The sequence below is a fragment of the Trichocoleus sp. FACHB-591 genome (genome assembly GCF_014695845.1).
Classification (GTDB): domain Bacteria; phylum Cyanobacteriota; class Cyanobacteriia; order FACHB-46; family FACHB-46; genus Trichocoleus.
The window spans coordinates 14,730-40,151 of sequence record NZ_JACJPA010000021.1 but is presented as its reverse complement, the minus strand read 5'-3'; the positions used below and the strand labels follow the sequence as shown (position 1 = coordinate 40,151).

At 50.0% G+C, this 25,422-nt stretch carries 23 protein-coding genes; 10 read left to right on the top strand and 13 right to left on the bottom strand.

Annotated elements, in window-relative coordinates; translation table 11 throughout:
- Positions 1-69: 69 nt before the first annotated feature.
- On the bottom strand, positions 70-2,250 hold the full coding sequence (locus H6F90_RS03140) for an NAD(P)/FAD-dependent oxidoreductase (protein ID WP_242024308.1): 2,181 nt from the start codon (positions 2,248-2,250) through the stop codon (positions 70-72).
- Between the two features lie 159 nt (positions 2,251-2,409).
- Here H6F90_RS03140 and H6F90_RS03135 point away from each other — a divergent pair, with 159 nt between their 5' ends.
- The 3 genes from H6F90_RS03135 to H6F90_RS03125 all read left to right on the top strand — a co-directional run bounded on the left by H6F90_RS03135 (position 2,410) and on the right by H6F90_RS03125 (position 4,428).
- Entirely contained in the window at positions 2,410-2,643 is a 234-nt protein-coding gene (locus tag H6F90_RS03135) for a hypothetical protein (protein ID WP_190441575.1), read from the top strand.
- 57 nt (positions 2,644-2,700) lie between these two features.
- On the top strand, positions 2,701-3,441 hold the full coding sequence (locus H6F90_RS03130) for a phosphatase PAP2 family protein (RefSeq protein ID WP_190550144.1): 741 nt from the start codon (positions 2,701-2,703) through the stop codon (positions 3,439-3,441).
- 162 nt (positions 3,442-3,603) lie between these two features.
- Complete coding sequence (locus tag H6F90_RS03125; RefSeq protein WP_190550142.1) at positions 3,604-4,428, top strand: RMD1 family protein; 825 nt, start codon at positions 3,604-3,606, stop codon at positions 4,426-4,428.
- Here H6F90_RS03125 and H6F90_RS03120 read toward each other — a convergent pair.
- Positions 4,425-4,883, bottom strand: a complete 459-nt coding sequence (locus H6F90_RS03120; protein ID WP_190441581.1) for an MgtC/SapB family protein — start codon at positions 4,881-4,883, stop codon at positions 4,425-4,427. The two genes, H6F90_RS03125 and H6F90_RS03120, sit on opposite strands and share 4 nt — an antisense overlap.
- Positions 4,884-5,368: 485 nt before the next feature.
- On the opposite strand from H6F90_RS03120, the gene H6F90_RS03115 reads away from it, so the two are divergent.
- From H6F90_RS03115 to H6F90_RS03105, 3 genes are all read left to right on the top strand, one after another.
- Positions 5,369-7,270: a PAS domain S-box protein gene (locus tag H6F90_RS03115; protein ID WP_199295684.1), complete on the top strand. Its 1,902-nt coding sequence runs from the start codon at positions 5,369-5,371 to the stop codon at positions 7,268-7,270.
- A 68-nt stretch (positions 7,271-7,338) separates the two neighbouring features.
- Complete coding sequence (locus H6F90_RS03110) at positions 7,339-8,160, top strand: tetratricopeptide repeat protein (protein ID WP_190550140.1); 822 nt, start codon at positions 7,339-7,341, stop codon at positions 8,158-8,160.
- Between the two features lie 474 nt (positions 8,161-8,634).
- The gene (locus tag H6F90_RS03105) at positions 8,635-8,832 is read left to right on the top strand and encodes a hypothetical protein (protein WP_190441585.1); all 198 of its coding nucleotides are present in this window, start codon (positions 8,635-8,637) and stop codon (positions 8,830-8,832) included.
- Here the strand turns inward: H6F90_RS03105 and H6F90_RS03100 are convergent.
- Together H6F90_RS03100 and hemW are read right to left on the bottom strand one after the other, a co-directional pair.
- The gene (locus tag H6F90_RS03100) at positions 8,816-9,520 is read right to left on the bottom strand and encodes a rhomboid family intramembrane serine protease (protein WP_190550138.1); all 705 of its coding nucleotides are present in this window, start codon (positions 9,518-9,520) and stop codon (positions 8,816-8,818) included. The genes H6F90_RS03105 and H6F90_RS03100 overlap by 17 nt on opposite strands.
- Positions 9,521-9,550: 30 nt before the next feature.
- Positions 9,551-10,813, bottom strand: coding sequence for a radical SAM family heme chaperone HemW (gene hemW / locus H6F90_RS03095; RefSeq protein ID WP_190550136.1), 1,263 nt, complete (start codon positions 10,811-10,813; stop codon positions 9,551-9,553).
- A 401-nt stretch (positions 10,814-11,214) separates the two neighbouring features.
- Here hemW and H6F90_RS03090 point away from each other — a divergent pair, with 401 nt between their 5' ends.
- The 3 genes from H6F90_RS03090 (at position 11,215) to H6F90_RS03080 (ending at position 14,209) form a co-directional block, all read left to right on the top strand.
- On the top strand, positions 11,215-12,294 hold the full coding sequence (locus H6F90_RS03090) for a PIN/TRAM domain-containing protein (RefSeq protein WP_190550134.1): 1,080 nt from the start codon (positions 11,215-11,217) through the stop codon (positions 12,292-12,294).
- A 3-nt stretch (positions 12,295-12,297) separates the two neighbouring features.
- Positions 12,298-12,483 (top strand): hypothetical protein, encoded by a 186-nt coding sequence (locus H6F90_RS03085; protein ID WP_190550133.1) that lies wholly within the window; start codon positions 12,298-12,300, stop codon positions 12,481-12,483.
- A gap of 106 nt (positions 12,484-12,589) precedes the next feature.
- Positions 12,590-14,209, top strand: a complete 1,620-nt coding sequence (locus H6F90_RS03080) for an ArnT family glycosyltransferase (RefSeq protein WP_370587933.1) — start codon at positions 12,590-12,592, stop codon at positions 14,207-14,209.
- Here the strand turns inward: H6F90_RS03080 and H6F90_RS03075 are convergent.
- The 9 genes from H6F90_RS03075 to H6F90_RS03035 form a co-directional block, all read right to left on the bottom strand.
- A complete protein-coding gene (locus H6F90_RS03075; protein WP_190550131.1) occupies positions 14,206-16,239 on the bottom strand; it encodes a serine/threonine-protein kinase in 2,034 nt (677 codons plus the stop codon). The two genes, H6F90_RS03080 and H6F90_RS03075, sit on opposite strands and share 4 nt — an antisense overlap.
- 216 nt (positions 16,240-16,455) lie before the next feature.
- Positions 16,456-16,731, bottom strand: coding sequence for a MoaD/ThiS family protein (locus H6F90_RS03070; protein ID WP_190550129.1), 276 nt, complete (start codon positions 16,729-16,731; stop codon positions 16,456-16,458).
- Between the two features lie 71 nt (positions 16,732-16,802).
- Positions 16,803-18,107, bottom strand: a complete 1,305-nt coding sequence (gene thrC, locus H6F90_RS03065; RefSeq protein WP_190441600.1) for a threonine synthase — start codon at positions 18,105-18,107, stop codon at positions 16,803-16,805.
- 264 nt (positions 18,108-18,371) lie between these two features.
- Positions 18,372-18,632, bottom strand: coding sequence for a MoaD/ThiS family protein (locus tag H6F90_RS03060; protein WP_190550126.1), 261 nt, complete (start codon positions 18,630-18,632; stop codon positions 18,372-18,374).
- Positions 18,633-18,712: 80 nt separating this feature from the next.
- Positions 18,713-19,897, bottom strand: a complete 1,185-nt coding sequence (locus tag H6F90_RS03055; protein WP_190550124.1) for an ABC transporter permease — start codon at positions 19,895-19,897, stop codon at positions 18,713-18,715.
- A 49-nt stretch (positions 19,898-19,946) separates the two neighbouring features.
- On the bottom strand, positions 19,947-21,221 hold the full coding sequence (locus H6F90_RS03050) for an efflux RND transporter periplasmic adaptor subunit (protein ID WP_190550122.1): 1,275 nt from the start codon (positions 21,219-21,221) through the stop codon (positions 19,947-19,949).
- A 112-nt stretch (positions 21,222-21,333) separates the two neighbouring features.
- Complete coding sequence (locus H6F90_RS03045; RefSeq protein WP_190550120.1) at positions 21,334-21,996, bottom strand: J domain-containing protein; 663 nt, start codon at positions 21,994-21,996, stop codon at positions 21,334-21,336.
- Positions 21,997-22,113: 117 nt separating this feature from the next.
- A complete protein-coding gene (locus H6F90_RS03040; protein ID WP_190441610.1) occupies positions 22,114-22,710 on the bottom strand; it encodes an ATP-dependent Clp protease proteolytic subunit in 597 nt (198 codons plus the stop codon).
- Positions 22,711-22,835: 125 nt separating this feature from the next.
- Positions 22,836-23,495 (bottom strand): ATP-dependent Clp protease proteolytic subunit, encoded by a 660-nt coding sequence (locus tag H6F90_RS03035; protein WP_190441612.1) that lies wholly within the window; start codon positions 23,493-23,495, stop codon positions 22,836-22,838.
- A 213-nt stretch (positions 23,496-23,708) separates the two neighbouring features.
- On the opposite strand from H6F90_RS03035, the gene H6F90_RS03030 reads away from it, so the two are divergent.
- On the top strand, positions 23,709-24,950 hold the full coding sequence (locus H6F90_RS03030) for a VWA domain-containing protein (protein ID WP_190550118.1): 1,242 nt from the start codon (positions 23,709-23,711) through the stop codon (positions 24,948-24,950).
- Positions 24,951-25,422: the final 472 nt, after the last annotated feature.

Below are 25,422 nucleotides of genomic sequence, written 5' to 3'. Positions count from 1 at the left end.
GGATTGAGACCTAACCCCCAGCCCCTTCCCTACGAGGGAAGGGGAGCAAGATTTGCAGAACTCACGTTATCAACCTTTCTTGCCTGCTAAAGGGCTACTCGTGCCAAGGTTGGGAGATGGGGATATCTCAGGTGCCTCAGGCTGAGAGGCAGAGAGGTTGGGCAGCGATCGCCTGAGGCTAACTTGAGGACGACCTAGGCCCGCCGTTAGCGCATAGTTCCAGCTCAACAACCACAACCAAAAGCCAGGGTAGTGCGTCTCGAGCCAAGGTTGGCTCGAGCGGGTCAGTGAAGGTAGCCAACTACCTACTAAGCTGCTCATTAGGGCAGCAACGGTAAAGTTTACATAGCTACCAATCCAGCGGAAAAAGTCTTTCGGGCCAGCCAGTTGCCAGATCCAAACCAATAAGGCAGGGTTTTGCCAAGCGGCTTGGATCGCCATGCGGTTAAATGACACCCAATCGGCTCGGTCTTTGATAAACGCATCTGCTACAGCTGGAGATTCGGCTGCGAGAATGCCAAAGAAGGTATTCAGCATGGCGTTGATGCGCTCTGGTGGCAGGAAGCGGTGGGTGGGCACCATCATGCCTTTAGAGAACAGCCAGGTAACGGAGACATTGCTTTGAAACGTATGGATGCGATTGAGGTGCTTAGCGCTGAGCAAATCATGCTGCAAAGCCGTATCAAGCAAATGCGTTAAACGGCCCAAGTTTCGCACCAGTGAGCCAAATCCCGTGAAAACCAAAGGAGACTGCAACGAAGCAGCATCCCCAATCGCCACTAATCGATCGAATGCGACTTGGCGATCGCGACTGCCGACCGTGAAGTGCCCTGGAATATAACCAAACGTCGGCTTGCGCCATATCAACTGGTCCATATCGCAGCGGCGATACTCAGGCAGAATCGTAAAAAAGTCCTCGTACATTTCCAGCAACGAGCCAGGATTATCAGGATGTACCTGATGGTAGTGGAATAGATAAATTGTGAGTTCCTCGCCCTGAGCGGGAAACAACTCCCAAATCAGTTGTCGCCCTTTAGAAATGTCGCCATGACTGTTGAGCACATCGCCATACTTGGCATCCCACACTTCTGGCTCGAAACCACTCGCGATCGCGGCTCCTACCGTGGGGCAAACGCTGTCAAAGGCTCGACCGCCATTCAGTTGCCAAGCGATCGGGGAAGCAGTACCCATTGCATCGACGAGCAAGCGGCCTGTGACTTGTTTGGGCGATCGCGTTGGTACGTGAGTCAAGGTCACAGTCACTTGCTCAGCGCTGACATCAGCTCGGACAAACTCAGTTTCGTCCCAAACTTCACCCCCTGCCGCTCGGAATTTGTCGCCACAAACTCGCAATAGCTTCTCAGCATCAATCCCTACATTCAGAACAGTCGGCGTGTGCAGAATTGGAGCCTTGGATTGGGGCGGATTGTTAGCATCAAAAAATTTATGAAATCCGTCGATATATTCTCTGGCAATCACGGATTCAAAGTCAGCAGGCGTAAACAGTCCCAAATCAATCAAGCTCTGGAATTCATCACGAGAAATATTCCATTCTCGGTTCATACGACCAAAGGGCAAGCGCTCCACCAACAGCACCCGGTAGCCCAGCCGAGCCATCACCGCTGCATGAATCACTCCCAACGCGCCACCAATGTAAATCAAGTCGTAATCGACATTGGGGTTTTGCAAATCTGAATTCCTAGCTTCTCGCCCTTCCCGACTCGCTTCTGAGCGAAAAATTACCTGTTGCGGCTGCTGAGGATTACGCACTCCCTCGCGCCAGCGCTGCTCCCACCAGTAAACGCGAGTTAAGTCATACTCCCCATTCGGCATTTTCTGGAAGAACTTCACCGTTTGGGGATAGCGAGAAGCCAAAGCTTCAAAGATCGATTGCTGCGTTAGGTCGATCGCAGGTGGCACAGGATATTGATTCGGAAACTGCTGCCTAATCTCGGTCGTAAGTTGCTGGAGAAATTTCTGCTCTCCCGGGATTGCGATCTCTGCCCACCGGAAAATCTTTAAGTAAGTTGTTCGCTGTAAAGACCAGACAAAAACTGACAGCTCTGAGTCTAGGACACTCGCTGAGTCTGAAATTGTCTTAGATGCCGTTGTAGTCCTGGAACATCTAACGCGGAAGCCATTGGGCGTCACAATCTTCTCGCCCAGCTCTGAGTGAAAGTCTTGTTGTAGCCACTGACACACAGCTTCTGTGTCTGGGGTAGGAACTTCAATATAAAGAATTTCTTTCATCGTGGGGATTATTTGGGGGATTTACTCCAACAAATTACGTAGCAAGGCAGGGTTGACAGAACCCCAAATTACGTTAAACTTCCGAATACTAAATTACTTAAGAAACTTTACAACATTCTCATATAGCTTCTAGGCGGCGATCGACTTAATTAACTAGCCATGAATTATCCCATCCCTGTGAATTCTGAAGAAATTGTTGCACTTCGCCAAGAGCCAGTTGACGAAGAGTTGGTGGCCGCTGCGATCGCGGGTGTGGTCCTAATTACACGCTCTGAAGGTCGTTCTTTAGAAGATTTAACAACAGAAGTGCTTACAGACGACAGCTTGCTCGATGCGGCTCAACGACGTTGGCTCAGCGACATCGTGGCTCAAGCCTGGCAAAGCCTACCATAGTTCTGGAACGAGTTCTTTACTTATGCAATTAAGAGCGTTGAAGCGAACCAGCGGCTAATGCAGGATCTGAGTGCCCAAATTATTCGAGCTTGGCGCGATCGCGTCGGCCCTAAACTATTGCCACTGCTCTCTACAGTACGGCTGGGCGGTTTAGTGTTGGCGGGTCTAGCTCTCTGGGGCTTTGCCGAAATAGCCGATGAGGTTCTAGAAAAAGAAACGCAAGCATTCGATACGACAATTTTGCTGAGCCTGCGGGAGCTACATAACCCCCTGCTCGATCGCCTCATGATCGCAATTACGTTTCTAGGAGAACCCACAGAGCTGACAATTATGAGTTTGGCCTTAGGGGCTTGGCTGCTCTGGCGAGGTCAACGCTCTGAAGCGACTACATTAGCGATCGCGGCAGCAGGGGCAGCGGGACTCAATGTTTTGCTGAAGGATGTGTTTGCGCGTGCCCGTCCCGCGTTGTGGGCCAGGATTGTGGATGTGAAATATTACAGCTTTCCTAGTGGTCACGCCATGCTATCGGTGGTGGTCTATGGGTTGCTGGGTTATTTGCTGGCGACTCACTTTAAGCGGTGGCGTGTCGGGATTCTGATCTCAACAGCAGTTCTAATTGCCGCGATCGGGTTTAGTCGGCTCTATTTGGGCGTTCACTGGCCCACCGATGTTTTGGCAGGTTATGCAGCAGGTTTGGTGTGGTTGATGACCTGCATCCTCAGCATCGAAATCTGGCGACACCGAGGCACAATACGAACTCAAGAGGCAGCACGCCCGAAGTCAACCAGTATTAAGTGAGTAAACGCGAAGTAAGAAAAGTGGTCATTCTACCAGCCCTCACCTTAGGCTGGAGAAGAAAAGAGTCTCCACAGCTATCTTGGTTAACCCAGTTAGCAATAGAGCAGTTGCGCGGCCTTGAGGCCCTCTTGAATACAATGGACAGTTCATCTTCCAGTTAATATGCAGAAAATTTTCACAGCTCACGAATCTGACACTCTCTTTGCAGGCAAAACTACGATTGGGGTGCAGACGCTATTTTTAGGTGAGCGGATTGACATCAAAGTCTTAGAAAAAGGCGATCGCCTAGCCGTTTTACCTTTAGTGGTGACCGCAGGAGAGCAAGGTTGTGCAGTGATATTTCGTTATGGAGCTGTGGTGCTCTTTAACTTAACTCCAGAAGAAACTGACGGTTTTCTAACCAATCTCAAGCCTTCTGTAATTGAGCCGTTTGAAAAACCGGAAACGGAAGCCGATCAGATTCAGCTCAGCCCCGCTGATGCCTCTCGGGTGAAAGACGGCATTATTCTTCTGAGCGAGTTTACAGTAGAGCGACTGCAAATTGTAGCTGATGTTTTGGCGAAAAGCGTGGTTTTGTCCCACTACGAAGCCAGCATTTCCGATTTCTTCGATCGCATTGAACCCCTAGCGGCTGACCTGCAATACCAAGGCCGAGGCAAACGCCAAGACCGAGAATTGCTGCGCCATATCGGGGGCACATTGTTGATTCAGCACAAAATGGTGGGACTGGTAGCCTTTGGCGAAAAGCCAGAAACCCTTTGGGAGCGCCCAGAATTAGAGCGCCTCTACCTCCGCATGGAAGATGAATATGAAATTAGCGAACGCAACTTAGCCTTACAACGCAAATTAGAGTTGATTTCGCGCACCGCTGAAACTGTGCTGGATTTGCTGCAACGCAATAGTAGCCAGCGAGTAGAGTGGTACATCGTTATTTTGATTGTGGTCGAAATTCTGCTGACCCTGTATGAATTATTTTTCCGAGGCTAACCACGCGGCTCAAACCGCTTCAACACAGTCAGCACAAAAAGCACCATGAGGGCAGCGATTAAGCTGAGGGCTAGCAAACCACAACCTGCGGCAATCCCTAACCCTGCTGAAACCCAGATTGCCGCGGCAGAGGTCAGCCCTCGGATACGCACTTGCTCAGATTTGTGCTTCGCCTGCTGGAGGATTTCCCCTGCTCCCAAGAAGCCAATTCCGGCGGCTATACCTTGGATGACGCGACTAAGAGCATCGGCACTGGCTTCGGTTTGCCCTAATTGGATAGGAATGAGCACTAAAAGCGCCGAGCCAAAACTAACGAGCATGTGGGTTCTTAGGCCAGCGGGTTTATGGTGAATCTCCCGCTCAAAGCCAATGACGCCACCAACGAGCAAAGCCAAACTCAGTCTGGCAACGATGTTGACTAAGGCGTCCCAAGTAATTGGATGAATAACAGTCAAGGTTTACCAACGAGCAATCAGGATTGTAGCTCTCCACTGTACTATTCTTTCGAGCCCTCAGGTGAGCTAGCGATCGCCTCTGGAATCGTACATAGCTGAAACCAACGCACTTCTGTAGTAGTCAACATCAGTTTCCTTGCCTGTCAACCCAAAGAAACATGAATTAATCTCTTGCAACCCTAGAAGAGCACAGGAAGGTGCGGGTGACACAATTTATACAATCAACTTTATTAATAGTTACTTTCTGAAACATTTGAATAAATTAAAGAAAGTTCATTTTAAGATAGGGCTAATGTTAAAGCTTTTCACTCTGGAGGAGTCTCCACTTCCTCCCAGAGATAGAAGCAGTGGAAGAGCATAAACGCTGGTAAGTTGGGTGCATCTCCGTGTCCAGTTGTTTTTCTGCCACCGTCCTCTAAATAACTGCGAAGTTTCCGGGAGGGTCAGTGTCATAGAACAACTTATTAGTTGGCAGGAGTGAAATAGTGCACATAGAGACCCAAACGGCAGCAGTAAAAGCGACAGCAAGTTTTGATCAACCGTTATTAGACCCTTTTTTTACGCTATCTCTGGATTTGCTTTGTGTGGTGGGTTTCGACGGCTATTTCAAGCGCTGGAATCCAGTTTGCGAAAAAACCTTGGGTTTTACTGCTGCTGAGCTACTCGCTACTCCTGCAATGCAATTTGTGCACCCTAGCGATCGCGCTCTGACCAAAGCTTATATCCAGCAACTACTCCTGAGTTCAGAACCCATTTGTTTTGAGAATCGCTGCTTGTGCCAAGACGGTTCCTATCGTTGGTTATCTTGGAAAGCTCAAGCGCTGCCAGAGCAAAAATTGATTTATGCCACCGCCCACGACATTACGGAACGCAGGCGATCGGCGAAACAACTGCGCTCCAGTGAGGAAAGATTTCAGCTCCTGGTAGAAAGCGTCAAAGACTATGCCATTTATATGCTCGACTCAGATGGTGTGGTCATTAGTTGGAACACAGGTGCAGAGCGGATCAAAGGCTACAGTGCAGAAGAAGTGATTGGTCGGCATTTCTCTTGTTTTTATCCACCCGAACAAGTCCAAGAAGGCAAACCTGCGTGGGAGCTACAGCAAGCCGCTACCTTGGGTCAGTGCGAGGTGGAAGGCGAGCGGGTCCGCCGAGATGGTTCCAGATTTTGGGTGAATGCGCTCATGATCGCGCTGCGGGATAACCACGGCCAACTCCAAGGCTTTGCGAAAGTGACGCGAGACATTACCGAGCGTAAGCAAACGGAATCGATTCTGCAACGAGCCTTTGATCAACTAGAAAAGCGGGTCCACGAGCGGACTAGCGAGCTATCCCAAGCAAACTTCATGCTCAAGCAAGAAATTGCCGAGCGGGAGCAGATGGAAGCAGCGCTCAGGCAGTCAGAGGCGCAACTAAAGCAGCAAGCTCAACAGCTAGAGTCCACCTTACATGAGCTACAACGGACTCAATCTCAACTGGTTCAGTCGGAAAAGATGTCCAGTTTGGGCCAGTTGGTCGCAGGAGTCGCGCACGAGATCAATAATCCGGTTAGCTTTATTTACGGCAACGTCAAGTATGCCGACGAGTATGTCCAGACAGTGCTGCATTTACTCACGCTCTATCAACAACAATGTCCCGCTCCGGTGGATGAATTGCAAGCGGCCCTGGAAGGGATTGACTTAGAGTTCCTAGCCACAGACTTACAAAAACTGCTGCAATCGATGAAAGTTGGGGCGGAACGGATTCGCGAAATTGTCTTGTCTCTGCGAAACTTCTCGCGCTTGGATGAAGCGGAAATGAAAGCAGTAGACATTCATGAAGGTCTCGACAACACGCTTTTGATTCTGAAAAATCGGCTCAAAGCCCATGCGGGTCATCCTGGAATTACGGTGCTGCCAGAATATGGCGACCTCCCCCTCGTGGAGTGTTACGCTGGACAGCTCAACCAAGTCTTCATGAATATTTTGAGTAACGCAATCGATGTTTTGGAGGACTCCCAAGACCAGTCTGCTGAGCAGCCAGGGGTGATTCATGTTTGCACGACCGTGCAGGCCGATCAGTGGGTAGTCATTCGTATTGCTGACAACGGGCCTGGCATCAGTGAAACGGTGCAACGGCGACTCTTCGACCCCTTTTTTACCACTAAACCAGTCGGGCGTGGGGTGGGATTAGGCTTGTCCATCAGCTACCAAATTGTGGTGGAGAAGCATGGAGGTCGCTTAAAGTGCCACTCCATCCCAGGTCAGGGCACAGAATTTGTGATCGAAATTCCTAGTTCGGCAGCTCTCAGGTCCAGCCCACCCCTGGCTGAACCAGTGCAACTCCAGCCGCGATCGCGGGACAAACAACCGACCCTAAACCCTCTGCCCTCGAAGCAATGTGTGTAGTGCTGAGCCTGGTGGAGGATTTGTCCTAAAATTGGACAACGAGCAGGTCAGTTAGGGAAGTAGTGGTCATGGGTGTGTCTATTGAGGTTAATAGCGACAACTTTGCCGCTGAGGTTGTGCAAAAGTCCTACGAAAAGCCAGTCGTAGTCGATTTTTTTGCCCAGTGGTGCGGCCCCTGCCAGATGCTGAAACCAATCTTAGAGAAGTTGGTGCAGGAGTACGATTTCGTCTTAGCCAAGGTTGATATTGATCAAAGCCCAGATTTAGCCAATACGTACGGTGTAGAAGGGGTGCCAGATGTCAAAATCTGGATGCAAGGTGAAATGCGAGATGGCTTTGTTGGTGTTTTACCAGAACCCAAGCTGCGATCGCTGCTTTCAGAGTTAAGCCTAAAGTCTGAGCTAGAGCAAGGGTTAGAAACGCTACAGACTGCGATTCAAACGGGCGACGCAGCCACAGCTAAGCAACTGCTGCAAGCATTGAGCGAGGAATATCCTGAAGACCGCCGCTTGATTCTGGCGGGTGCCAGGTTTCTAGTTAGCCAAAATAAGTTCGAATCAGCGACCAAGTTATTGACTGCAATTCAAGCCGATGACAAAGAGTATTTCGCTCAAGCGCAGGCCATAAAGGCTTTGATTCAGTTTCAGCAAATAGTGACAGAATCCGCCGCTGAAAATGAACTAGATGAACTGTTTTTTAAGGCGATTCGCCTGACTTTAAATGAAGATTATGCCGCAGCCTTAAATCTATTTTTAGAGTTAGTCGGCCGAAACCGGAATTATCGAGGGGATGGTGCTCGAAAAGCCATGATCATGATCTTTGACCTATTGGGGGATGATCATCCTTTGACAAAGGAGTATCGTAAACAGTTACTGCTGGTGTTGTACTAGTTGGTCTGGCCCTGGGTAAGACAACAGATAAGCCATTCAAGTGATAGATACTCTAGAAGCTTATGGGTTCACGGTTGAGCGATTCGCCACCAAAAACTTCAAGGCAATCAAGCTGACTTACTTGAGCTAAAATTTATCAGTTTTAACTGTTACTTTTAGAGGTTAGCTTTAGTAATCCTTTCATTAATAAATATTGTTAACTTAATGAGATGATTCGACTTTAAGTTTGAGTAGATGTTGATTAGATAGGCTTGAGCGCCAGTGGAATAGTCCGTGAAATAGAAACTAGGCGATCGCTGAATTGCAGACTCAGCTTGCGTTAGATAGGTTCTTCTTCGCGTACAAATTTTCTAATGTTTCTATCCGCACAACGATGAAGCTTTGCCAGTAGAATTAGGAGTTAAGTTCCTCAAAAATACTGAGAGGAACCTTTAAAAAGTATAAAATTATTGTTTGAAATTGGGTTTATTACAAGTGGAATCATCTTTTTTTACGGTTTACCAAACCCAGTCAGGGATTGAACTTCGGCCAGGCTGTGATGATTCAACAGCCGAAGCTCGTTTGATTTGTACCTGTAAAAACTACGAAGCTGCCTACGAAACGGCTCAGTCAATTGCTCATACTCGGAGTTTGCCGTTAATAGATTGTGTCTACGCTAACCCGATGTCTTGATATTCATTAACCTAAACTTCATTCCGGCCGCTCCTAAAAGTAGCCCGATGGTTTGTGTCCAGTAACTCCAGCCAGACGGATTAATGCCGCCAGGTATAGTGAAGCTATCTAACCCATAAGTTGACTGTTGGACGAACCACCAAAACAAGTAAACCCATACAGGTAACTCAAGCGGCACAAAAACGACTACCAAGGGCAGAATGGAGTCAATTTTGGCTTTGGGAAAACCAACTAAGTAAGCGCCCAAAACTGCGGCGATCGCACCATTGGCACCAATAAATGGAGCTTGTAGAGTTGGGTTAATCAAGACTTGTAAGCTACTAGTCATGATCCCGGCTAGAACAAAAAAAGCTAGAAACGCTCCATGCCCCAGTGAAGCTTCAACTTGGGTTGCAAAAACTCTAAAAAAAAGTAAATTTCCCAGCAGTTGGGCGAAGCCTTGATGCAGAAATAAACTCGTTACTAAGGAAGCAACCAGCAACGGTAGCGCCAACCATTGACCCGCGATCGCGTCTTGACTCAGAGCAGCTATCCGCGCTGGCACCACGCCCCAAGTCTGTAAAAAATCATTTAAGGCGGACGAGTCTAACTGCAACTCCCACAAAAATAAACCAACACTAAGCCCAATCAAGCCATAGGTCACGATCGGGTGAGAGCGCCGGGGTAAGTTATCACCGATGGGAATCATGGCTAGAGCAGGCTCAAGGTTTCAACTAGCCTACTCTAGGTCTGCAAATAGGTCAGCTAGAACTTGGTTAGAAAACAGAAATCCTTCTGGGTCGCTGAGCCTGATTCGGGCTTCCGGTGGTAGCGCTTCTAAAGGTAGCTGGGCGATCGCTTCCCATTCCACGCCACCAACTTCTACCCAGCCTTGTGCATAATGCGACTGCAAAGAATGGCAGATTTTATCTAAGCTAGGTTTGCCAAATTGCTGAGCTAACTCCACCAAACTTAAACCTTCGGCAAGACGGAAACCCAGCATCAATGTGTCGAGGAGAAGGTCTTGGAAGGATGCGGAAGGAGGAGAGCTAGAGAGGTTTGATTTTTGGGCTTTGACCCATTCGTAGTATTCGCGGGTTTTGCGGGGGCGGGTGAAGCGTTGCCCTTGCAGGTAACTAGCGGCTCCCATACCAAAACCATAAAAAGGCTGGTTTTTCCAGTAAACGCAATTGTGACGACACTGGAACCCCGGTTGTGCGTAGTTGGAAACTTCGTAGTGTTCGTATCCCGCAGCACTGAGCAGTTGTTGGGCTAAGCGATACATTTCAGCCGCCGATGTATCGGAGGGTAGTGGCTGGTCTCCAGGTTGATATTGCCGACCAAAGGCTGTGACAGGCTCCACAATCAGGTCGTAGCAGGAAAGATGCTTGGGAGCCAAAGCGATTGCTGCTTCGATGGAGGCTTGCCACTGATCTAGGGTCTGATGCGGCAACCCCGAAATTAAATCTAAACTAAAGTTAACCATCTGCGCTTGGTGGATTAGTTCCACAGCCGCATAAATATCTACTACCGAATGGGTGCGACCACAGAGCGCTAACAATTCCGGTTGAAACGCCTGCACACCTAAGCTAACTCGATCGACTCCAGCCGCTCGATAGCCTTGAATTTGAGGCAAATCAAAGGTGCCTGGGTCGATCTCAATCGAGATTTCGGCATTCGCAGCGATACCAAACTTATGCTCTAACGTTTGCAGAATGCGGTCGAGCTGCGCTACAGAGAGGAGAGACGGAGTCCCACCCCCAAAAAAAATGGTTTCTAAAGGCTGAATAGGAACGGCTTTTTCTAATACCGTTAGCTCTACAGCCAGCTCAATTTCTTGGCAGAGCACTTCCACATACTGGGCGATCGCCCCAGAATTCTCGCCCCGAGCCTGATCCCCCACCACAGATACTGGAAAATCACAGTAATAACAGCGCCGCCGACAAAAAGGGATATGCAGATAAGCCGCTTTCGGGCGATCGCGATCGAGGATTGGAGTCAAAGAATTTGTGTTGTCTAACAGCAATTTAATGAATGATTTAGGACTGTTGTTTTAACCGAAAATCTAATGAAATCAATACATTCACGATTAAGCGTTATCCTGCCAAACTAAAACCGCTGAGATAAAGCAAGCAGAAAAGTTATTTCATGAAGTGCAATTTCATTAAAAGCTAGAACAACAGCTATTACAAAGTTAAGGAAGTCGAAGATATAAAATAGAGCCATGTAAATTTTTAGTAGCTGAGTGAGTTCAAGTCGCTGCTGAAGCCCTTCCAAATATTGAAAGTGAATTCAATCGGCTTAACACGACGCTCAGCGATCGCTTAACTCTCTTCTAGTCCCTCCCAGAGCTTGTCTATTGGGACTAGACATTCATCCCATCCATCCCAATGGGCTATACATATGCTCGATGCACTGATCATCTTCTCATTCATACTAGCAGGGGGGGGGATAGGCTTCTTCAGCGTTGATCTCCTACCCAACACAGCCTTAGCCCAAGTCAGTAATCGTGAAGGTTTGAGCTTAGTCACCGCTGGCTTTGGAGCCTTAATTGGCATGGCTTTTGGCCTTGCGGCTCAGACTGCCTATCGGCGGCTAGAAAAACAAGTTCGCCAAATGCCCGTTGATATTTTGCTCAGCCGTTCTGTCGGGCTAGTCTTGGGGCTTTTGGTCGCCAACCTGATGCTAGCGCCCATTTTCTTGCTACCGATCCCCTGGGAATTTGCTTTTATTAAGCCATTAGCAGCCGTACTTGGCAGCATTTTGTTTGCGTTCTCTGGGATGTCTTTGGCCGATACTCACGGTCGAGCCTTGCTACGGCTGATCAATCCCCACTCTGTAGAAACTATGTTGCTGGCAGAGGGCACCTTGAAACCCGCCGCAACTAAAGTTTTGGATACTAGCTGCATCATTGACGGACGTATTGAAGAACTTCTTGGTACCGGGTTTCTAGAAGGCCAGATTTTGATCCCGCAGTTTATTTTGCTGGAACTGCAACAAGTTGCCGATGCCTCTAGCGACCAAAAACGGGTGCGTGGACGCCGGGGTTTAGACATCCTCAATCGCATGAAGGAAGCTTATCCTGAACGACTGGTGATTCACTCGGCAGACTACGATGATGTCTCGACTGTCGATGCGAAGCTGGTGCGGTTGGCCCAGGAAATTAACGCCACTTTGCTCACCAATGACTACAACTTAAATAAAGTCGCTAGCCTTCAGCGTGTGCCAGTCTTAAACATTAACGAATTGGCCCAATCGCTACGACCTGCTTATTTGCCAGGAGATTACCTAGATTTGAAGATCCTCAAAGAAGGTAAAGAACCTGCTCAGGGTGTGGGCTACCTGAATGACGGCACGATGGTGGTGGTAGAGGAAGGCGGCAACCGCATCGGGGATGAACTGCAAGTGGTAGTCACGGGAGCCTTACAAACCTCGGCGGGTCGGATGATTTTTGCTCGGCCCAAGTCTTCAATTGTGGCTTAACTGATGGCACGAGCCACCAGAGTCAAGCTGTGCGATCGCTGTGCTAATTCTGCGGCTGTGCTCTATCGCGTCAAGCTAGATGAGTCCGAACAATGGCGGTTTGTCTGCGATCGCTGCTGGCCTGAAGTGAGCCAAGGCAATTCATTTTATGTCTATGGCGGCACTTGGAAAGCCCAAAAGCGTCGGTAGAAACCATTTTCTTTTATTCTGATGCCAGGGCATCTCCATAAATTCGAGATCAGTTTGAGGAATCAGGGATGAGCGATCGCTCGTCCCTTTTTGCTAGAGGCTAACTGTGACGTGGAAATCGGGAGTTACGTGGAAATCGGGAGTAGGAGCGTTGAGTAACCCAGCGGGTCAGGATTCTAAGTGGCTCAATTTAGATTTAGGTTGGAGCTTGGGGCTACTAGTTGCGGCTTGTGGTCTATGGGGGATCAACTTGGGTGGGGTGCCGCTGCGAGACTGGGACGAAGGTACTTATGCAGCGATCGCCAAAGCTATGTACCGCACTGGCAATTGGCTCTATCCCATGCTCAACGGTAGTCCTTATCTCAACAAGCCACCGCTGCTGGAATGGTTGATTGCCAGCAGTTACCAGCTATTTGAGGTGAGTGACTTTACGACTCGCCTACCTGCCGCCTTCCTCAGCGCCTGCGCCGTACCGCTGTTGTATTGGGTGGGGCGGCAAGTTTTTAGCCAGCGCCTACCAGCTCTGTTCTCGGCTGCTGTATATCTCACTCTCCTGCCAGTGGTGCGGCATGGACGACTGGCGATGCGCGATGGCATCACCATTACCTTCTTGCTGCTGTTATTGGGATGTCTACTGAAAGCGCGACAGGATCGCCGTTGGGCTTTAGGAGTGGGCATCGCACTAGGCTTGTTGGCTCTGACCAAAGGAATTTTGGCGCTGCTTCTAGGAGCGATCGCGTTCAGTTTTCTAGTCGTAGATCGGCAGTATGCTTTGCTTCGGAGTCCCTATTTGTGGTCTGGAATTGCTTTGGGATCAATGCCAGTCTTCGCTTGGTATGCGGCGCAAGTGCAGCACTACGGCTCTGTTTTTCTACAAGTGCATTTCCTGGCGCAATCAGTAAATCGGGTTTGGGAATCGGTCAACAGCAACACTGGCCCTGTTTGGTATTACCTTTTAGAGTTGCTGAAATACACTTGGCCTTGGCTGATCTTCTTACCCAGTGGATTGATTTTGGCGTGGCAGAAGCGGCAACTGACTTGGAGCCATTTGGTTTTAGTAGGAATCGGAATCTACCTGAGCGCTGTTTCAGTCATGACGACCAAATTGCCTTGGTACGTGCTCCCGCTCTATCCCTTCGTGTCTTTAGCCTTGGGAGCCCAGCTCGATCAGCTTTGGCACCGCGATCGCCCTTATTCCAAAGTAGCAGCAGGATTCTTAGGATTTTTAGCGATCGCTGGTTTCGCGGGGGGAGCTTATGGCAGTTGGGCTGATTCTCAACCTGTTTTGTTGGCGATCGGTGTAACGGTCGGTGTGAGCTTTGGTTGGGCTGCTTGGTGGATGCTACGGCAGCAACGGCAGTTCATCACGGTGTTGCTGCTAGGCTGCTACCTCAGCCTAGGACTGCTGATGAGTTCATCGCTTTGGCTATGGGAACTAAACGAGGCTTATCCGGTGCAGCCAGTCGTAGCCTTAATTGCCACTCATACCCCACCGGGAACGACTGTTTACACCTCATTTCCCAATCACCGCCCCAGCCTCAATTTTTACAGCGATCGCCTAGTGTTACCTGCGGGGCTACCAGATTTGCAGCGGCTTCAAGCCACCCAGCATTATCTGTTGCTAGATACCGCAGTGCTCAATAGCTTGCAGATTTCTAGCCAACGAGTTTTAGGCAATGCTGAGGGGTTTGCCTTAGTTGCGCCTTCCACTGCTCCAACTCCTTAAGAAGTCAGTTGCCAGATTTTAATCGTGTTGTCCCAACTGCCACTGGCAAACAACTGCCCGCCCGCACTCACCGCGATCGCACTCACGGGGTTGGAGTGGTCGGTTAAGTTGCAGATTAAGTCCCCTGTGCCAATACTCCAGATTTTGATTGTCTTGTCGCTACTGCCACTAATCAGCATGCGGCCATCCGGGGTAATGGCGATCGCGTTCACCATATCAGAGTGGCCTGTGAGCGTGCGGATCAACTCCCCTGTACTCAGATTCCACAAGCGAATGCTTTTATCTTTGCTGCCACTCGCTAAGATTTGTCCATCCGGGGTAATGGCCACCGAATTGACCGAGTTGAAGTGTCCATAGAGCGTACGAGTCAACTCCCCGCTGCCTAAGTGCCACAGCTTAATCTGGTTATCTAGCCCGCCACTGGCTAACAACAAGCTATTGGGACTGATCGCAACCGACTTCACCATGCCCGCAGTTCCAGATAAGGTGCGGAGCAGCTCTCCCGTTCGCACCTTCCACAACCGCACTGTTCTGTCTTCACTGCCACTAGCCAAAAGCAGACCATTGGGGGTGATCATGACAGAGTTGACATCTCTAGAATGTCCGACCAGATTGTTGAGCAGATCACCAGTCTGGAGGTTCCAAATCTTGACCGTCGTATCGTCACTACCACTAACCAGCAGTTGTCCGTCCGGGCTAATCGCCACAGAATTGACCGCCTTGAGATGCCCTGGTAAGGTGCGGATCAAGCTGCCCGTTTGCAAATTCCAGACCTTGATTGTGTCATCCAAGCTGCCACTCGCAAGGATTTGTTTGCGAGAACTCATAGCGAGTGACATCACCCAAGAAGAGTGCCCTGTCAACGTGCCGACACACCGCCACAGAGCTGCTTGGGACTGGCGGGGCCCCGAAAAGGTAGGCCCCGCAGAGGGGTTTGCAGTTATAGGTTGAGAAACTGGCTGGGAAACTGGCGTTGACGAGCTTGGCCCAGAAGTGAAACTAGAAATAGAGTAACCAGAAGGCCGTGATGTAGGTGGCTGGGAAGTTAGAGGCCGCGATCGCGGTGGTTGCGAAGTAGGAGGAATACTGGATAGCGGTGGGTTAGATGGTTTCGGTGCCGAGTCAGGTAAAGGAGCCGCCACAGCTTGTAAATCTTGGAGCACTTCGTCCACCGACTGATAGCGATCGCTAACTAAATCCTTGAGCAGCTTGTCCAGAATTTGTCCTAATTGTTGGCTGATATTGGTCCCTTTCTTAGCCAGGTAATCCCGCCACAGCCATCGTCCTTGCAAAGGATCGTAGAGATCCTCTGGCTTCACGCGGGTCATTAAGTAAAGACAGGTCGCACCCAAGCTGTACAAATCACTGGCTGGGTAGGCTTTGCCGCTCCGCAGTTGCTCAATCGGTGAATAGCCCTCGGTGCCAATTTTGGTGCCTGGTTGTGCCAAGGTGACATCTCTCAGCAGCTTGGCTACGCCAAAGTCAATCAGCACCAATTTATGGTCTAACTTGCGCCGCACAATATTGGAAGGTGTGATGTCTCGGTGAACGACCTGACACTCATGCACAAACCGCAAAACGGGCAGGAGATCAGCCAAAACATCCCGAATTTTTTGTTCACTAAACCTGCCTTGTTGCTGAAGTTCCTGGCTTAAATTCAGCCCCTCAATAAATTGCTGCACTAAGTACAAGCGCTGCTCTTGCTCAAAGTAAGCTAACAAAGCTGGAATTTGAGGATGCTCACCTAGCTCATGCAGCCGTACTGCTTCTTGATCAAATAAACGAATTGCTTTATCTAACGAGCGGGCACTCTGCACCTGAGGTGAAAACTGCTTCACCACGCAACGAGTCTTGAGGCGGTCTTCATCGATCGCTAAATAAGTGCGACCAAAACCACCTTGCCCAATCGGCTGCAAAATCCGGTAGCGATCTCTGAGTAAGGGAACCAACTTTGTCTCACAGCTCTGGCAGACAGCGGCACTATCAGAATTTTGGGGTTGCTTACAGTTCGGATTCAGGCAACAAATCATACTCAGACGGCACCCAATGGATCTGCATTGATCTTCATTGTCCCAGGGGGATTCTCACGCTGACTTAAAATGTAACGAAATAGTACGAGGCAGCGTGATAAAACCAGATTTCATGAAAAAACCCCTGAGCGTAAAGCTGCAAGGGTTAAGTTATTCTATATTTCTGCTGAGAGTACCGCTAATTTCACCTTAACGGCAAGCTGCGATCGCTCAAACTCAACCACCCGCGATCGCTGGAATGATGCTCACTTCGTCACCATCGCTCAGCGGAGTCTTTTGCCCATCCAAGAACCGGATGTCTTCGTTATTGACGTAGAAGTTGACAAAGCGGCGCAACTCACCTTGGTCATCACAAAGACGAGCTTTGATGCCAGGGCAGCTTTGCTCTAAAGACTCCAAGAGTTCACTAATGTTACTACCCGCACACTCAACCGTGGCTTGGTTGTTGGTCAGCTTTTGCAGAGGAGTCGGAATCAGAACTTTAACGGACATAAGACAAATTGAAAGGATGAAAAAGGATGAGATAGGGAAAGATAGAAGGACGCTAGCGTCCTTCTATCTTTCTAGACTAATACTTGTTGCCACTCTAGGCGATCGAGGGTGCGGGAGCGCTCTAAAGCTCGCTCGAAACTGTCGAGTTTGGGTTCGATAGTCAGAGGTTCGTTAATGCAGCCTTGTAGCGCTTCCTGGGTCTTGAGGCCATTACCCGTGATGTAAACCACAGTCGTTTCATCAGGGTTGATCTTACCTGCTTCTACTAGCTTCTTCAGCACTGCGATTGTGGTGCCGCCTGCGGTTTCGGTGAAGATGCCTTCAGTTTCAGCCAGCAGTTTGATCCCTTCAATGATTTCGGTATCGTTAACAGATTCGATATTGCCGTTGGTTTTCTTCGCCACGTCTACCGCATAGACACCATCAGCAGGGTTACCGATCGCGATCGACTTAGCGATCGTGTTGGGCTTGACAGGAGAGATAAAGTCACGGCCTTCGCGGAAAGCTTGAGCGATGGGAGAGCAACCTTCAGCCTGAGCGCCACTAAAGCGCACTGGCTTCTCATCTACTAAACCAACTTTGACGAATTCTTGGAAGCCTTTGTAGATCTTGGTAAAGAGAGAGCCAGAAGCCAAAGGAGCGACCACATGATCGGGGAGCTCCCAACCGAGTTGCTCAGCAACTTCGTAACCGAGGGTTTTGGAACCTTCGGAGTAGTAAGGGCGCAGGTTGATGTTGACGAAGCCCCAACCGTGAGTGTTAGCAACTTCCGAGCAGAGGCGGTTCACTTGGTCGTAGTTACCTTGCACTGCCATCACCGTCGGGCCGTAGATCAATGTGCCTAGGACTTTGCCTGCTTCTAGGTCAGAGGGGATGAAGACGCAGCAATCCAGACCTGCATGAGCCGCGATCGCAGCCGTGGAGTTTGCCAAGTTGCCTGTGCTAGCACAAGAGACAGTGGTGAAACCCAGCTCACGAGCACGAGTCAGAGCGACAGAAACGACCCGATCCTTGAAACTCAAGGTGGGCATGTTGACAGCATCATTCTTGATATAGAGCTTCTTCAGACCGAGGCGACGCGCCAAGCGATTGGCTTGGACAAGAGGAGTCATGCCAGTGCCGACATCGATGGGGTTGTCGGTGGCCACGGGCAAGAAGGGACGATAACGCCAAATCGAGTTAGGGCCAGCTTGAATACTGGCGCGAGAGACTTGCCGTTGGATAGCGCTGTAGTCGTAGGCAACTTCCAACGGCCCAAAACAAAACTCACAAACGTGGGTGGCTTTAAGTTCGTACTCTTCGCCACATTCTTTACACTTCAATGCCCTGAAGGTGGCAGCAGTGGATAGGGTGGGTGTGTGAGTTGCCTGGGTCATGGTCACAGCTCTCTTGTAATCAAGAATTACGGTCTTTGAAGTTCTGTCGCGTCGGCAGTGGTTCAGATAGTAACACGCCTTCCAAAACAGCGTCAAATATACCCGACTTATTTTGTCGGGATTGGGCTAAGTTCCTATAGAGTAAAGCTTTTAGCCAATTCCATCAGGATTTGGCCTAGACTTTACTCACAATTGACTGAGTAATGTAGAGAAATTTTTGTGAGCGATCGCTCATATAGCTGTTAAAAACCGCAACGCAATTCATCACCCACCGCTGACAGGCGGAATTAACACCACTTCATCGCCCGCTTGTAACAAGGTATTGGGTTCGACAAATTGCAAATTCACACCGAAGCGAGTTAAGTTGCGCCAGCGCTCTAGTTCTGGATGCTCTTGGATCAGGCGATCGCGCACCTCAGCCACCGTTGCCCCGATTGGCAGCTCTAAAGCCAGTTCTGGTAATCCGTAGGCTTCCTGGTAAGCCGCGAATAGTTTTACAGTTACAGTCACCGTTGCTTCAGCCATAGCCACTTATCTGTCAGATCTCATTACATTTACAGTAAGTTGCGATCGTGACATCCAACTCGTTTATGGAATTTGCTGAATTACTCTGAGCGTAGAGCTTTTACTGGATCGAGTTGACTGGCGCGTAAAGCAGGAGGCAAACCAGCCCCAATTCCCACTAAAACCGCTGAGCCTAGCGCCAAAGCTGCGGTGCCAGATTCAAACTGGTAGGGCAACTTAAAAGTTTTTGCCACCGTTGCCGTCAGGCCATGCACCATCCCTAAAGCCACAACACCACCTACCACGCTGAGCACTGCCGCTTCCAAGACAAATTGCAGCATGATGTCCTGCTGAGTCGCTCCAATCGCCCGACGTAAGCCAATCTCAGCCGTTCGCTCTGTCACCGAGGCGATCATAATGTTGGCGATGCCTACACCACCAACCAGTAACGAGATCAGTCCTACCACAGCCAGTGCCTGCGAAGCGAGTTCCAAGGTTTGCTGCTGCTCCACAATATCCTCGACATTGTTCCAAGTCCAGAACTTCTTACCGGGGAATTTCTGCATCAGTAGTTGCTCGGCTTGCTTACCTAGATTCTCTAAGTTTTGAATTTCGTCAGGGCGAAGCCGTAAACCACCGACGTCCTGGCTGCCTGTCAGCGCACTGTGCAGCGCGATTGAAATCCAAATTTCCCCTTCTGGTGGTTCCTCGCTCTCTGTTCGGGTTGGCACTACCCCCACCACAATGTAAGGACGACTATCCACATAAATCCGTTGACCGATCGCGTCTTGGGCTGCAAATAGCTTTTCGGACAGAAACTGATCGATCACCACAACTGGACGATAATTGGCAAAATCTGCTGCCGTAAAAAAGCGACCTGCCACCAAATTGCGTCCAGAGGTCAGCAGAAATTCTTGAGATACCGCAGTCATAAAAGGATTTGCTTCTCGGTCTTGAAACAGCACTTGAGCTGGGCCTGACCAATCCGCTGCGCTAATTGCCTGTAAGTGGGTCAAGCGCGATCGCAAAAACTCCATGTCTTCAGCTTTTAACTGGGCAGGTGCATCACCTCTACTGTTCCAGCTAGGATATAGCGTGATTTGAGGGGCATCTCGCTTTGCCAATTCTGCTGCAATGATCGCTCGGCTAATGCTGCCGACTTGCAATGTGGCATAAACCGCGCCAACACCCATAAATACTCCTAGCAGGGTCAGAGCAGAGCGTAGTGGATTTCCGGCTAAAGAACGGCAGGTTAATTTCAACAAATCAGCTAAAGCAAGACTCATGACACCACCTGCATTTCATGGTCAAATTTGCGATCGCGCTCCATCATGACTAGGGCGAAGCGGGAGTAACACTGGGTTTAGCCTCGGTTTGCGGTGTGACCTGCATTCCTGGTTCTAGCGGTGGTTCTGGGGGTGGCAAAATGACTTTCTCGCCCGGTTGCAATCCTGATTTCACCTCGACCGTGACTAGACCCTCCAAACCCAAATCAACCGATCGCTTTTCAGCTTTGCCCTCAGCGTCTCGAATCCAAACAAACGGGGTCGCTCCAGTGCGCTGAATTGCTTCGGTGTTGAGCGCCACCACATTGGGACGCTCTTCAATCACCAGTTCCACATTCACCTGACTGCCTGGAATTAAACTGCGGGTGGGCCGATCTAGGCGAACCGTCGCGGGAACCGTGGCTTGATTCGACTGGCTAGAACCACGACGGCTGTTTTGTTCTTGCGTGTCAGGAGCGATCGCTTGGGGATACAAACTTTGCACCCGTCCGGTAAATACCTGTTTATCTGGCCCAATCACGGTAATTCGGGCGGGTTGATTCACCTTTACTCGTACAGCATTTAGCGTGGAAAGTTGTAGCGTTACTAGTTCCTGGCTCGGATCGCCCAGTGTTAGCAAGTCGGTACGCAGTTCAACGCCGTCTCCATTCTTGACTTTTACATCCAGAATCAGGCCATCAATTGGTGCAGTCACCACCGTATCCCGCAACTGCTGCTGAATCCGCTGTTTCTCTAGCTGTAGACTTTCCAGTTCCAAGGCTCCTGTGCGGATACCCGATTCTGTATTGCGTAGCGTGGTTCGCAGTTCTCGTACCTGAGTTACTTGCTCTTGCACTCTTTGCTGAGCGAGTGCTCCTTGTTTTGATAGGTTTTCGAGCTTTTGCTGTTCGCGTTCTTCGTCCGCGAGTTGTTCTTGCAGTTCTAGAATTTTTTGGCGATCGCGTTCCAGGGTCAGGGCTTGCTTCTGAATCTTGACTTGTTGGTTGGCTAAAGCAGTTTGACGATCTGGATACCGCAACACTACCAGCGTTTGACCCGCTTTTACGGTGTCTCCTGGTCTCACCAGCACTTGCTCGACCGCACCTTCTGTAGGTGATTTTAAGGTTTGTTGCGATCGCAGTTCTACAGTGCCACTTTCGTTAATCGTGGTTTCGATCGTGTCTCGCTCTACCGTCACTAAAGGTGCTACGACAGGCTTGACTGCTTGGCTCCAAAATTGGCTATAAACCAGCCAACCTCCTATACCTGCGATCGCTAAAACCCCTGAAACGGCGAGCGATCGTATACCCCGCCTAAGCTCTTTTCGACTTCGTTCCGCAATCATCAGCACCCCACCTCTGGCCTACGTCTAGGCACTGGAGATTGCACTATAGCTTAGTGAAGCTTGAATAATTTCACATCACCTAAATAGGTTAAGGTTTAACCGCTCAACAGCTTTAGAGCATCTGTTCTATGCGGCGAAAATCGCGTTCTACTTCGGCCCAGAGCGATCGGTTGTGAGGATCTGTGCGGAGAGCTTTTTTTAGGTAAATTCTGGCTTTATCTAGCTGCTTTTGGCTGACCAAGTGCCGACCCAAGCGTTGATAGACGATCGCCTGCCACTGCCGCACTTCTGGGTCTTGGGGGATGCGTTGGGCTAACCCTTCTACAATTGTGACAGCCTTGGGAAAGCGCTGATCCCTCAGCAATTGCTGGAGCTGTTCGTAAACTCTCTGCTTAAGTTTTTGTTCTGTTTCCGAAAGCTGCGGATTAAACTCAACTCCAGGTTGCTTCTTGGTTACCTTAACCTGGGTTTCCGATGTGGCTCGTTTCACCGTCACTTTTGGCGTGGGAGGCGGAGACTTAGTGGTAGGAGAAGTTGCGGCGGTATTGCTAGCAGTCCCTTGGCCCTGACCGGCTTGTCCCTCTGAGGACTTCACTGTAGTCAAGAGGAGTTTGTAAGCTGCCGTCAGCTCAATAAACTTTTCCTTAGCACGCTGATCCCCTGGATTGACATCAGGATGATACTGCCGCGCTAGACGGCGGTAAGAAGCTTTGATTTCGGCAAAGGAAGCACCGGAGCGCAGTCCTAGAAGACGGTAGCAATCTGCAACGTTCATCGAAATGAAAAAATGGCAGAATTATCAGATTCTGCCATTACTAAAGATAGATTGACATCTCAGCAAGAATCAAGAAATCCGTGCAGGCTTCACAGGTGCTTGATTCCTACTGGGTGGTTAAGGGGTGCGATCGTCTAGGACGCGATCAACCAAGCCGTATTCTTTGGCTTCGTGGGCTGACATGAAGAAGTCCCGATCCATGTCTTTCTCGATCTTCTGCAAGGTTTGGCCCGTCTTGTCAGCGTAGATTTGGTTAAGCTGACGACGGATTCGCAAAATTTCTCGCGCTTCAATCTCGATGTCGGTCGCTTGACCACGGGTACCACCAGAAGGCTGGTGAATCATGATCCGCGAGTGGGGCAGGGCTAAACGCTTCCCTTTCGTTCCGGCGGCTAGCAGGAAGGAACCCATAGAGGCCGCTAGACCTACACAGATGGTCACTACATCGGATTTAATGTGCTGCATGGTGTCGTAAATCGCCATGCCAGACGTAACCATCCCGCCAGGGGAGTTGATGTAAAGGTAAATATCTTTGCCAGGATCTTCTGAATCCAGGTACAGCATCACCGCAATGATCTGGTTGGCAATCTCATCATCCACATCTCGCCCTAGGAAAATAATCCGTTCGCGATAGAGGCGGTTGTAGATGTCGATCCACTGGGTAAATTGTTCCCCCGGCATCCGGTAGGGAACCTTAGGAACGCCAATAGGCATAATATGCTCCGTCAGTCAATGAGGTGAGAGGTGGGCAAGTGAAGGGTGAGCAAGTGAGCGGATGAGTAAGCGAGGGGGTCAATAAGTTCTTAACACCTCATTCCTCTCTCCTAACTCCTCACAGTCTAGATAACGCCTGCGGGCAGAGGAGGATGAGCGAGGTCTTCTTTTTCTAAAACTCGATCAATCAAGCCGTAGGGGACAGCTTCCTGAGGAGTGATATAGAAGATCCGATCCATGTCCTTGATAATTTTTTCGGGAGATTGGCCAGTATTTTCTGCCAAAATATCGACCATCGTTCTTTTGTTAGCCAGCACCTCTTTCGCCCGAATTTGAATATCGGTCGCTTGGCCGCGAGCATAGCTCTTGGGTTGATGCAGCACGATTGTGGCATTGGGTAAACTAGCTCGGCAGCCTTTGGTCCCAGCTGACAAAAGCATGGCCGCCATCCCCATTGCTGAGCCCAAACAGATAGTGTGAATGGGGGGCTTGATGTACTTCATGGTGTCGCAGATGGCGAAAGCTTCTGTCTCAAAGCCGACGGGCTCGCCATTGTAGCTAGAAGTCCCAGTGGAGTTGATATAGATTTTGATGGGTTTTTCTGGGTCTTCGTACTGTAGGTACAACAATTCCGCAATAATCAACTCAGTTACGGCGGGAACTAGCGGCATCCCTAGATAAACGATCCGCTCCTTGAGCAGCAAGGAGGGTAAATCGGGTGGGGGGGTCCGAGAGAACGCATCTCCATAGTAGGGAGATTGAACGGCTTGGATCGGTAAGTTCATAGCCTGTGCGTGTCTTTGCCTGTATTAATGGCGCTATTTTTAACAATAGTAGCGTGCCCTTGACTCTGAACGCCGGACTGCTGTTTTCCGAGCCGAAATGGCGCGGTTTCAGCTTGATTCATGGAATGAATCGCCTCCTGATTCCGTAGCGTTGGGTGTGGATGGTGAGGTTACTACTACCCTCCTCTATTTGCCTGCCCAGGAGCCTCGGTTATGAAAGTCAGCTTGCAACCTGTCCTCAACGATCGCCATCTAGATGCGACGCAACCGAGTAGCCAGCGGCAATTGGCAATTTCGGTGTCGGCCATTCCAGAGGCTAGCGATCGCACAGTACCCCTAAATTTGTGCTTGATCTTGGATCACAGCGGTTCAATGAATGGGCGGCCTCTAGAAACGGTGAAGCAAGCAGCGCAACAACTGATTGATCAATTGTCTCCGGGCGATCGCATTTCGGTGGTTGTGTTTGACCACAAGGCCAAAGTGCTAGTTGCCAATCAGGTGATCGATGATCCGGTAGGCATTAAGGGCAAAATTGCTCAACTCAAAGCTGGCGGTGGTACAGCGATCGATGAAGGGATGCGCTTGGGTATTGAGGAGTTAGCCAAGGGCAAAAAAGACACGGTTTCTCAAGCTTTTGTCCTGACTGACGGCGAAAATGAGCATGGGGACAATCAGCGCTGTCTCAAGTTGGCCGAATTAGCTACTAGTTACAATCTGACTTTGAATAGCTTGGGCTTTGGCGATCACTGGAACCAGGACATTTTAGAAAAAATTGCTGATGCCGCCGGGGGCAGTTTGTCGTACATCCAGCATCCGGGCGAGGCAGTGGAGGTCTTTGGTCGCTTGTTTAGTCGGGCACAAGCGGTAGGCCTAACCAATGCTTATCTGCAATTGTTCCTAGAGCCGCAGGTACGGTTGGCCGATCTAAAGCCGATCGCGCAGGTGGCTCCTGATACGGTGGAGTTACCTGTGCAGCAGGAGGGTACTTGGTGTACGGTGCGGCTGGGGGACTTGATGACCGATGTGCCACGGGTGATTTTGGCGAATTTGTATGTGGGAGCGTTGCCTGAGGGGCAACATGCGATCGCGCGGGTGCAGGTGCGCTATGACGACCCAATGCAAGGGCAAGAGGGACTGGTTTCGGAAATGGTTCCAGTCGAAGCGGCGGCGTTGAGTGTGTTTCAGCCTGCGGTGGATGCGGAGGTGCAGCATCACATTTTGGCGTTAGCGAAGTATCGGCAAACTCAGATTGCGGAGGCGAAGTTGCAGCAGGGCGATCGCGTGGGGGCAGCAACGATGTTGCAAACAGCGGCGAAAACGGCGCTACAAATGGGCGATCAGGGGGCGGCGACGATTTTGCAGACGAGTGCGACACGATTGCAGTCGGGTGAGGAGTTGTCGGAGGCGGATCGGAAGAAGACTCGAATTGTTTCTAAGACGATTTTGCAAGCTTGATTTTTGGGTGTTTTGGTATTTGGGAACCGAGCCTTGGGGGCACTCGCCCCCAAACCCCCGCTGAGGGACGGCTGCGTCCCCCAGACCCCCTCCAGAAGGGCTTTCAACTCACGCATTTACTCTCGCAGATTTTGATTTTTCTTTCTAGATAACAGGCTCGCTCTAATTTCCCCGAGTTTGGGGCTGGGGGGCTGTCCAGAAAAACCATCCTGCATCAACTTGGTCGCCCTATTACCCAGTGTCCAGGGCGTTATAGCTTGGGCTTAACGCTGGGTAGTGGCGAAGTTAGGTTGAACGATATCTGCTATTTCTACCAAAGGATACTGGTGTCACCACAATTTCGGTTAGATATACTACTAAGTAGATGCACAACGACTTCTAATCGTCAAAGTTTAGTACTCTTCAGGCTCCTCAACGGTAGTCGTGGTCTAGGTTGCCGCTACTGAGTTGCCACTTATAGATAGAAGCAAAA

What these genes read in the sequence shown, in the direction of transcription:
- H6F90_RS03085 (WP_190550133.1), top strand. Translation starts at nt 12,298, where the DNA reads ATGGCACGAGCCACCAGAGTCAAGCTGTGCGATCGCTGTGCTAATTCT.
- H6F90_RS03040 (WP_190441610.1), bottom strand. Translation starts at nt 22,710, where the DNA reads ATGCCTATTGGCGTTCCTAAGGTTCCCTACCGGATGCCGGGGGAACAA.
- H6F90_RS03060 (WP_190550126.1), bottom strand. Translation starts at nt 18,632, where the DNA reads ATGGCTGAAGCAACGGTGACTGTAACTGTAAAACTATTCGCGGCTTAC.
- H6F90_RS03140 (WP_242024308.1), bottom strand. Translation starts at nt 2,250, where the DNA reads ATGAAAGAAATTCTTTATATTGAAGTTCCTACCCCAGACACAGAAGCT.
- H6F90_RS03125 (WP_190550142.1), top strand. Translation starts at nt 3,604, where the DNA reads ATGCAGAAAATTTTCACAGCTCACGAATCTGACACTCTCTTTGCAGGC.
- H6F90_RS03070 (WP_190550129.1), bottom strand. Translation starts at nt 16,731, where the DNA reads ATGTCCGTTAAAGTTCTGATTCCGACTCCTCTGCAAAAGCTGACCAAC.
- H6F90_RS03035 (WP_190441612.1), bottom strand. Translation starts at nt 23,495, where the DNA reads ATGAACTTACCGATCCAAGCCGTTCAATCTCCCTACTATGGAGATGCG.
- H6F90_RS03090 (WP_190550134.1), top strand. Translation starts at nt 11,215, where the DNA reads ATGCTCGATGCACTGATCATCTTCTCATTCATACTAGCAGGGGGGGGG.
- H6F90_RS03135 (WP_190441575.1), top strand. Translation starts at nt 2,410, where the DNA reads ATGAATTATCCCATCCCTGTGAATTCTGAAGAAATTGTTGCACTTCGC.
- H6F90_RS03075 (WP_190550131.1), bottom strand. Translation starts at nt 16,239, where the DNA reads ATGATTTGTTGCCTGAATCCGAACTGTAAGCAACCCCAAAATTCTGAT.
- H6F90_RS03110 (WP_190550140.1), top strand. Translation starts at nt 7,339, where the DNA reads ATGGGTGTGTCTATTGAGGTTAATAGCGACAACTTTGCCGCTGAGGTT.
- H6F90_RS03100 (WP_190550138.1), bottom strand. Translation starts at nt 9,520, where the DNA reads ATGATTCCCATCGGTGATAACTTACCCCGGCGCTCTCACCCGATCGTG.
- H6F90_RS03045 (WP_190550120.1), bottom strand. Translation starts at nt 21,996, where the DNA reads ATGAACGTTGCAGATTGCTACCGTCTTCTAGGACTGCGCTCCGGTGCT.
- H6F90_RS03055 (WP_190550124.1), bottom strand. Translation starts at nt 19,897, where the DNA reads ATGAGTCTTGCTTTAGCTGATTTGTTGAAATTAACCTGCCGTTCTTTA.
- H6F90_RS03130 (WP_190550144.1), top strand. Translation starts at nt 2,701, where the DNA reads ATGCAGGATCTGAGTGCCCAAATTATTCGAGCTTGGCGCGATCGCGTC.
- thrC (WP_190441600.1), bottom strand. Translation starts at nt 18,107, where the DNA reads ATGACCCAGGCAACTCACACACCCACCCTATCCACTGCTGCCACCTTC.
- H6F90_RS03050 (WP_190550122.1), bottom strand. Translation starts at nt 21,221, where the DNA reads ATGATTGCGGAACGAAGTCGAAAAGAGCTTAGGCGGGGTATACGATCG.
- H6F90_RS03030 (WP_190550118.1), top strand. Translation starts at nt 23,709, where the DNA reads ATGAAAGTCAGCTTGCAACCTGTCCTCAACGATCGCCATCTAGATGCG.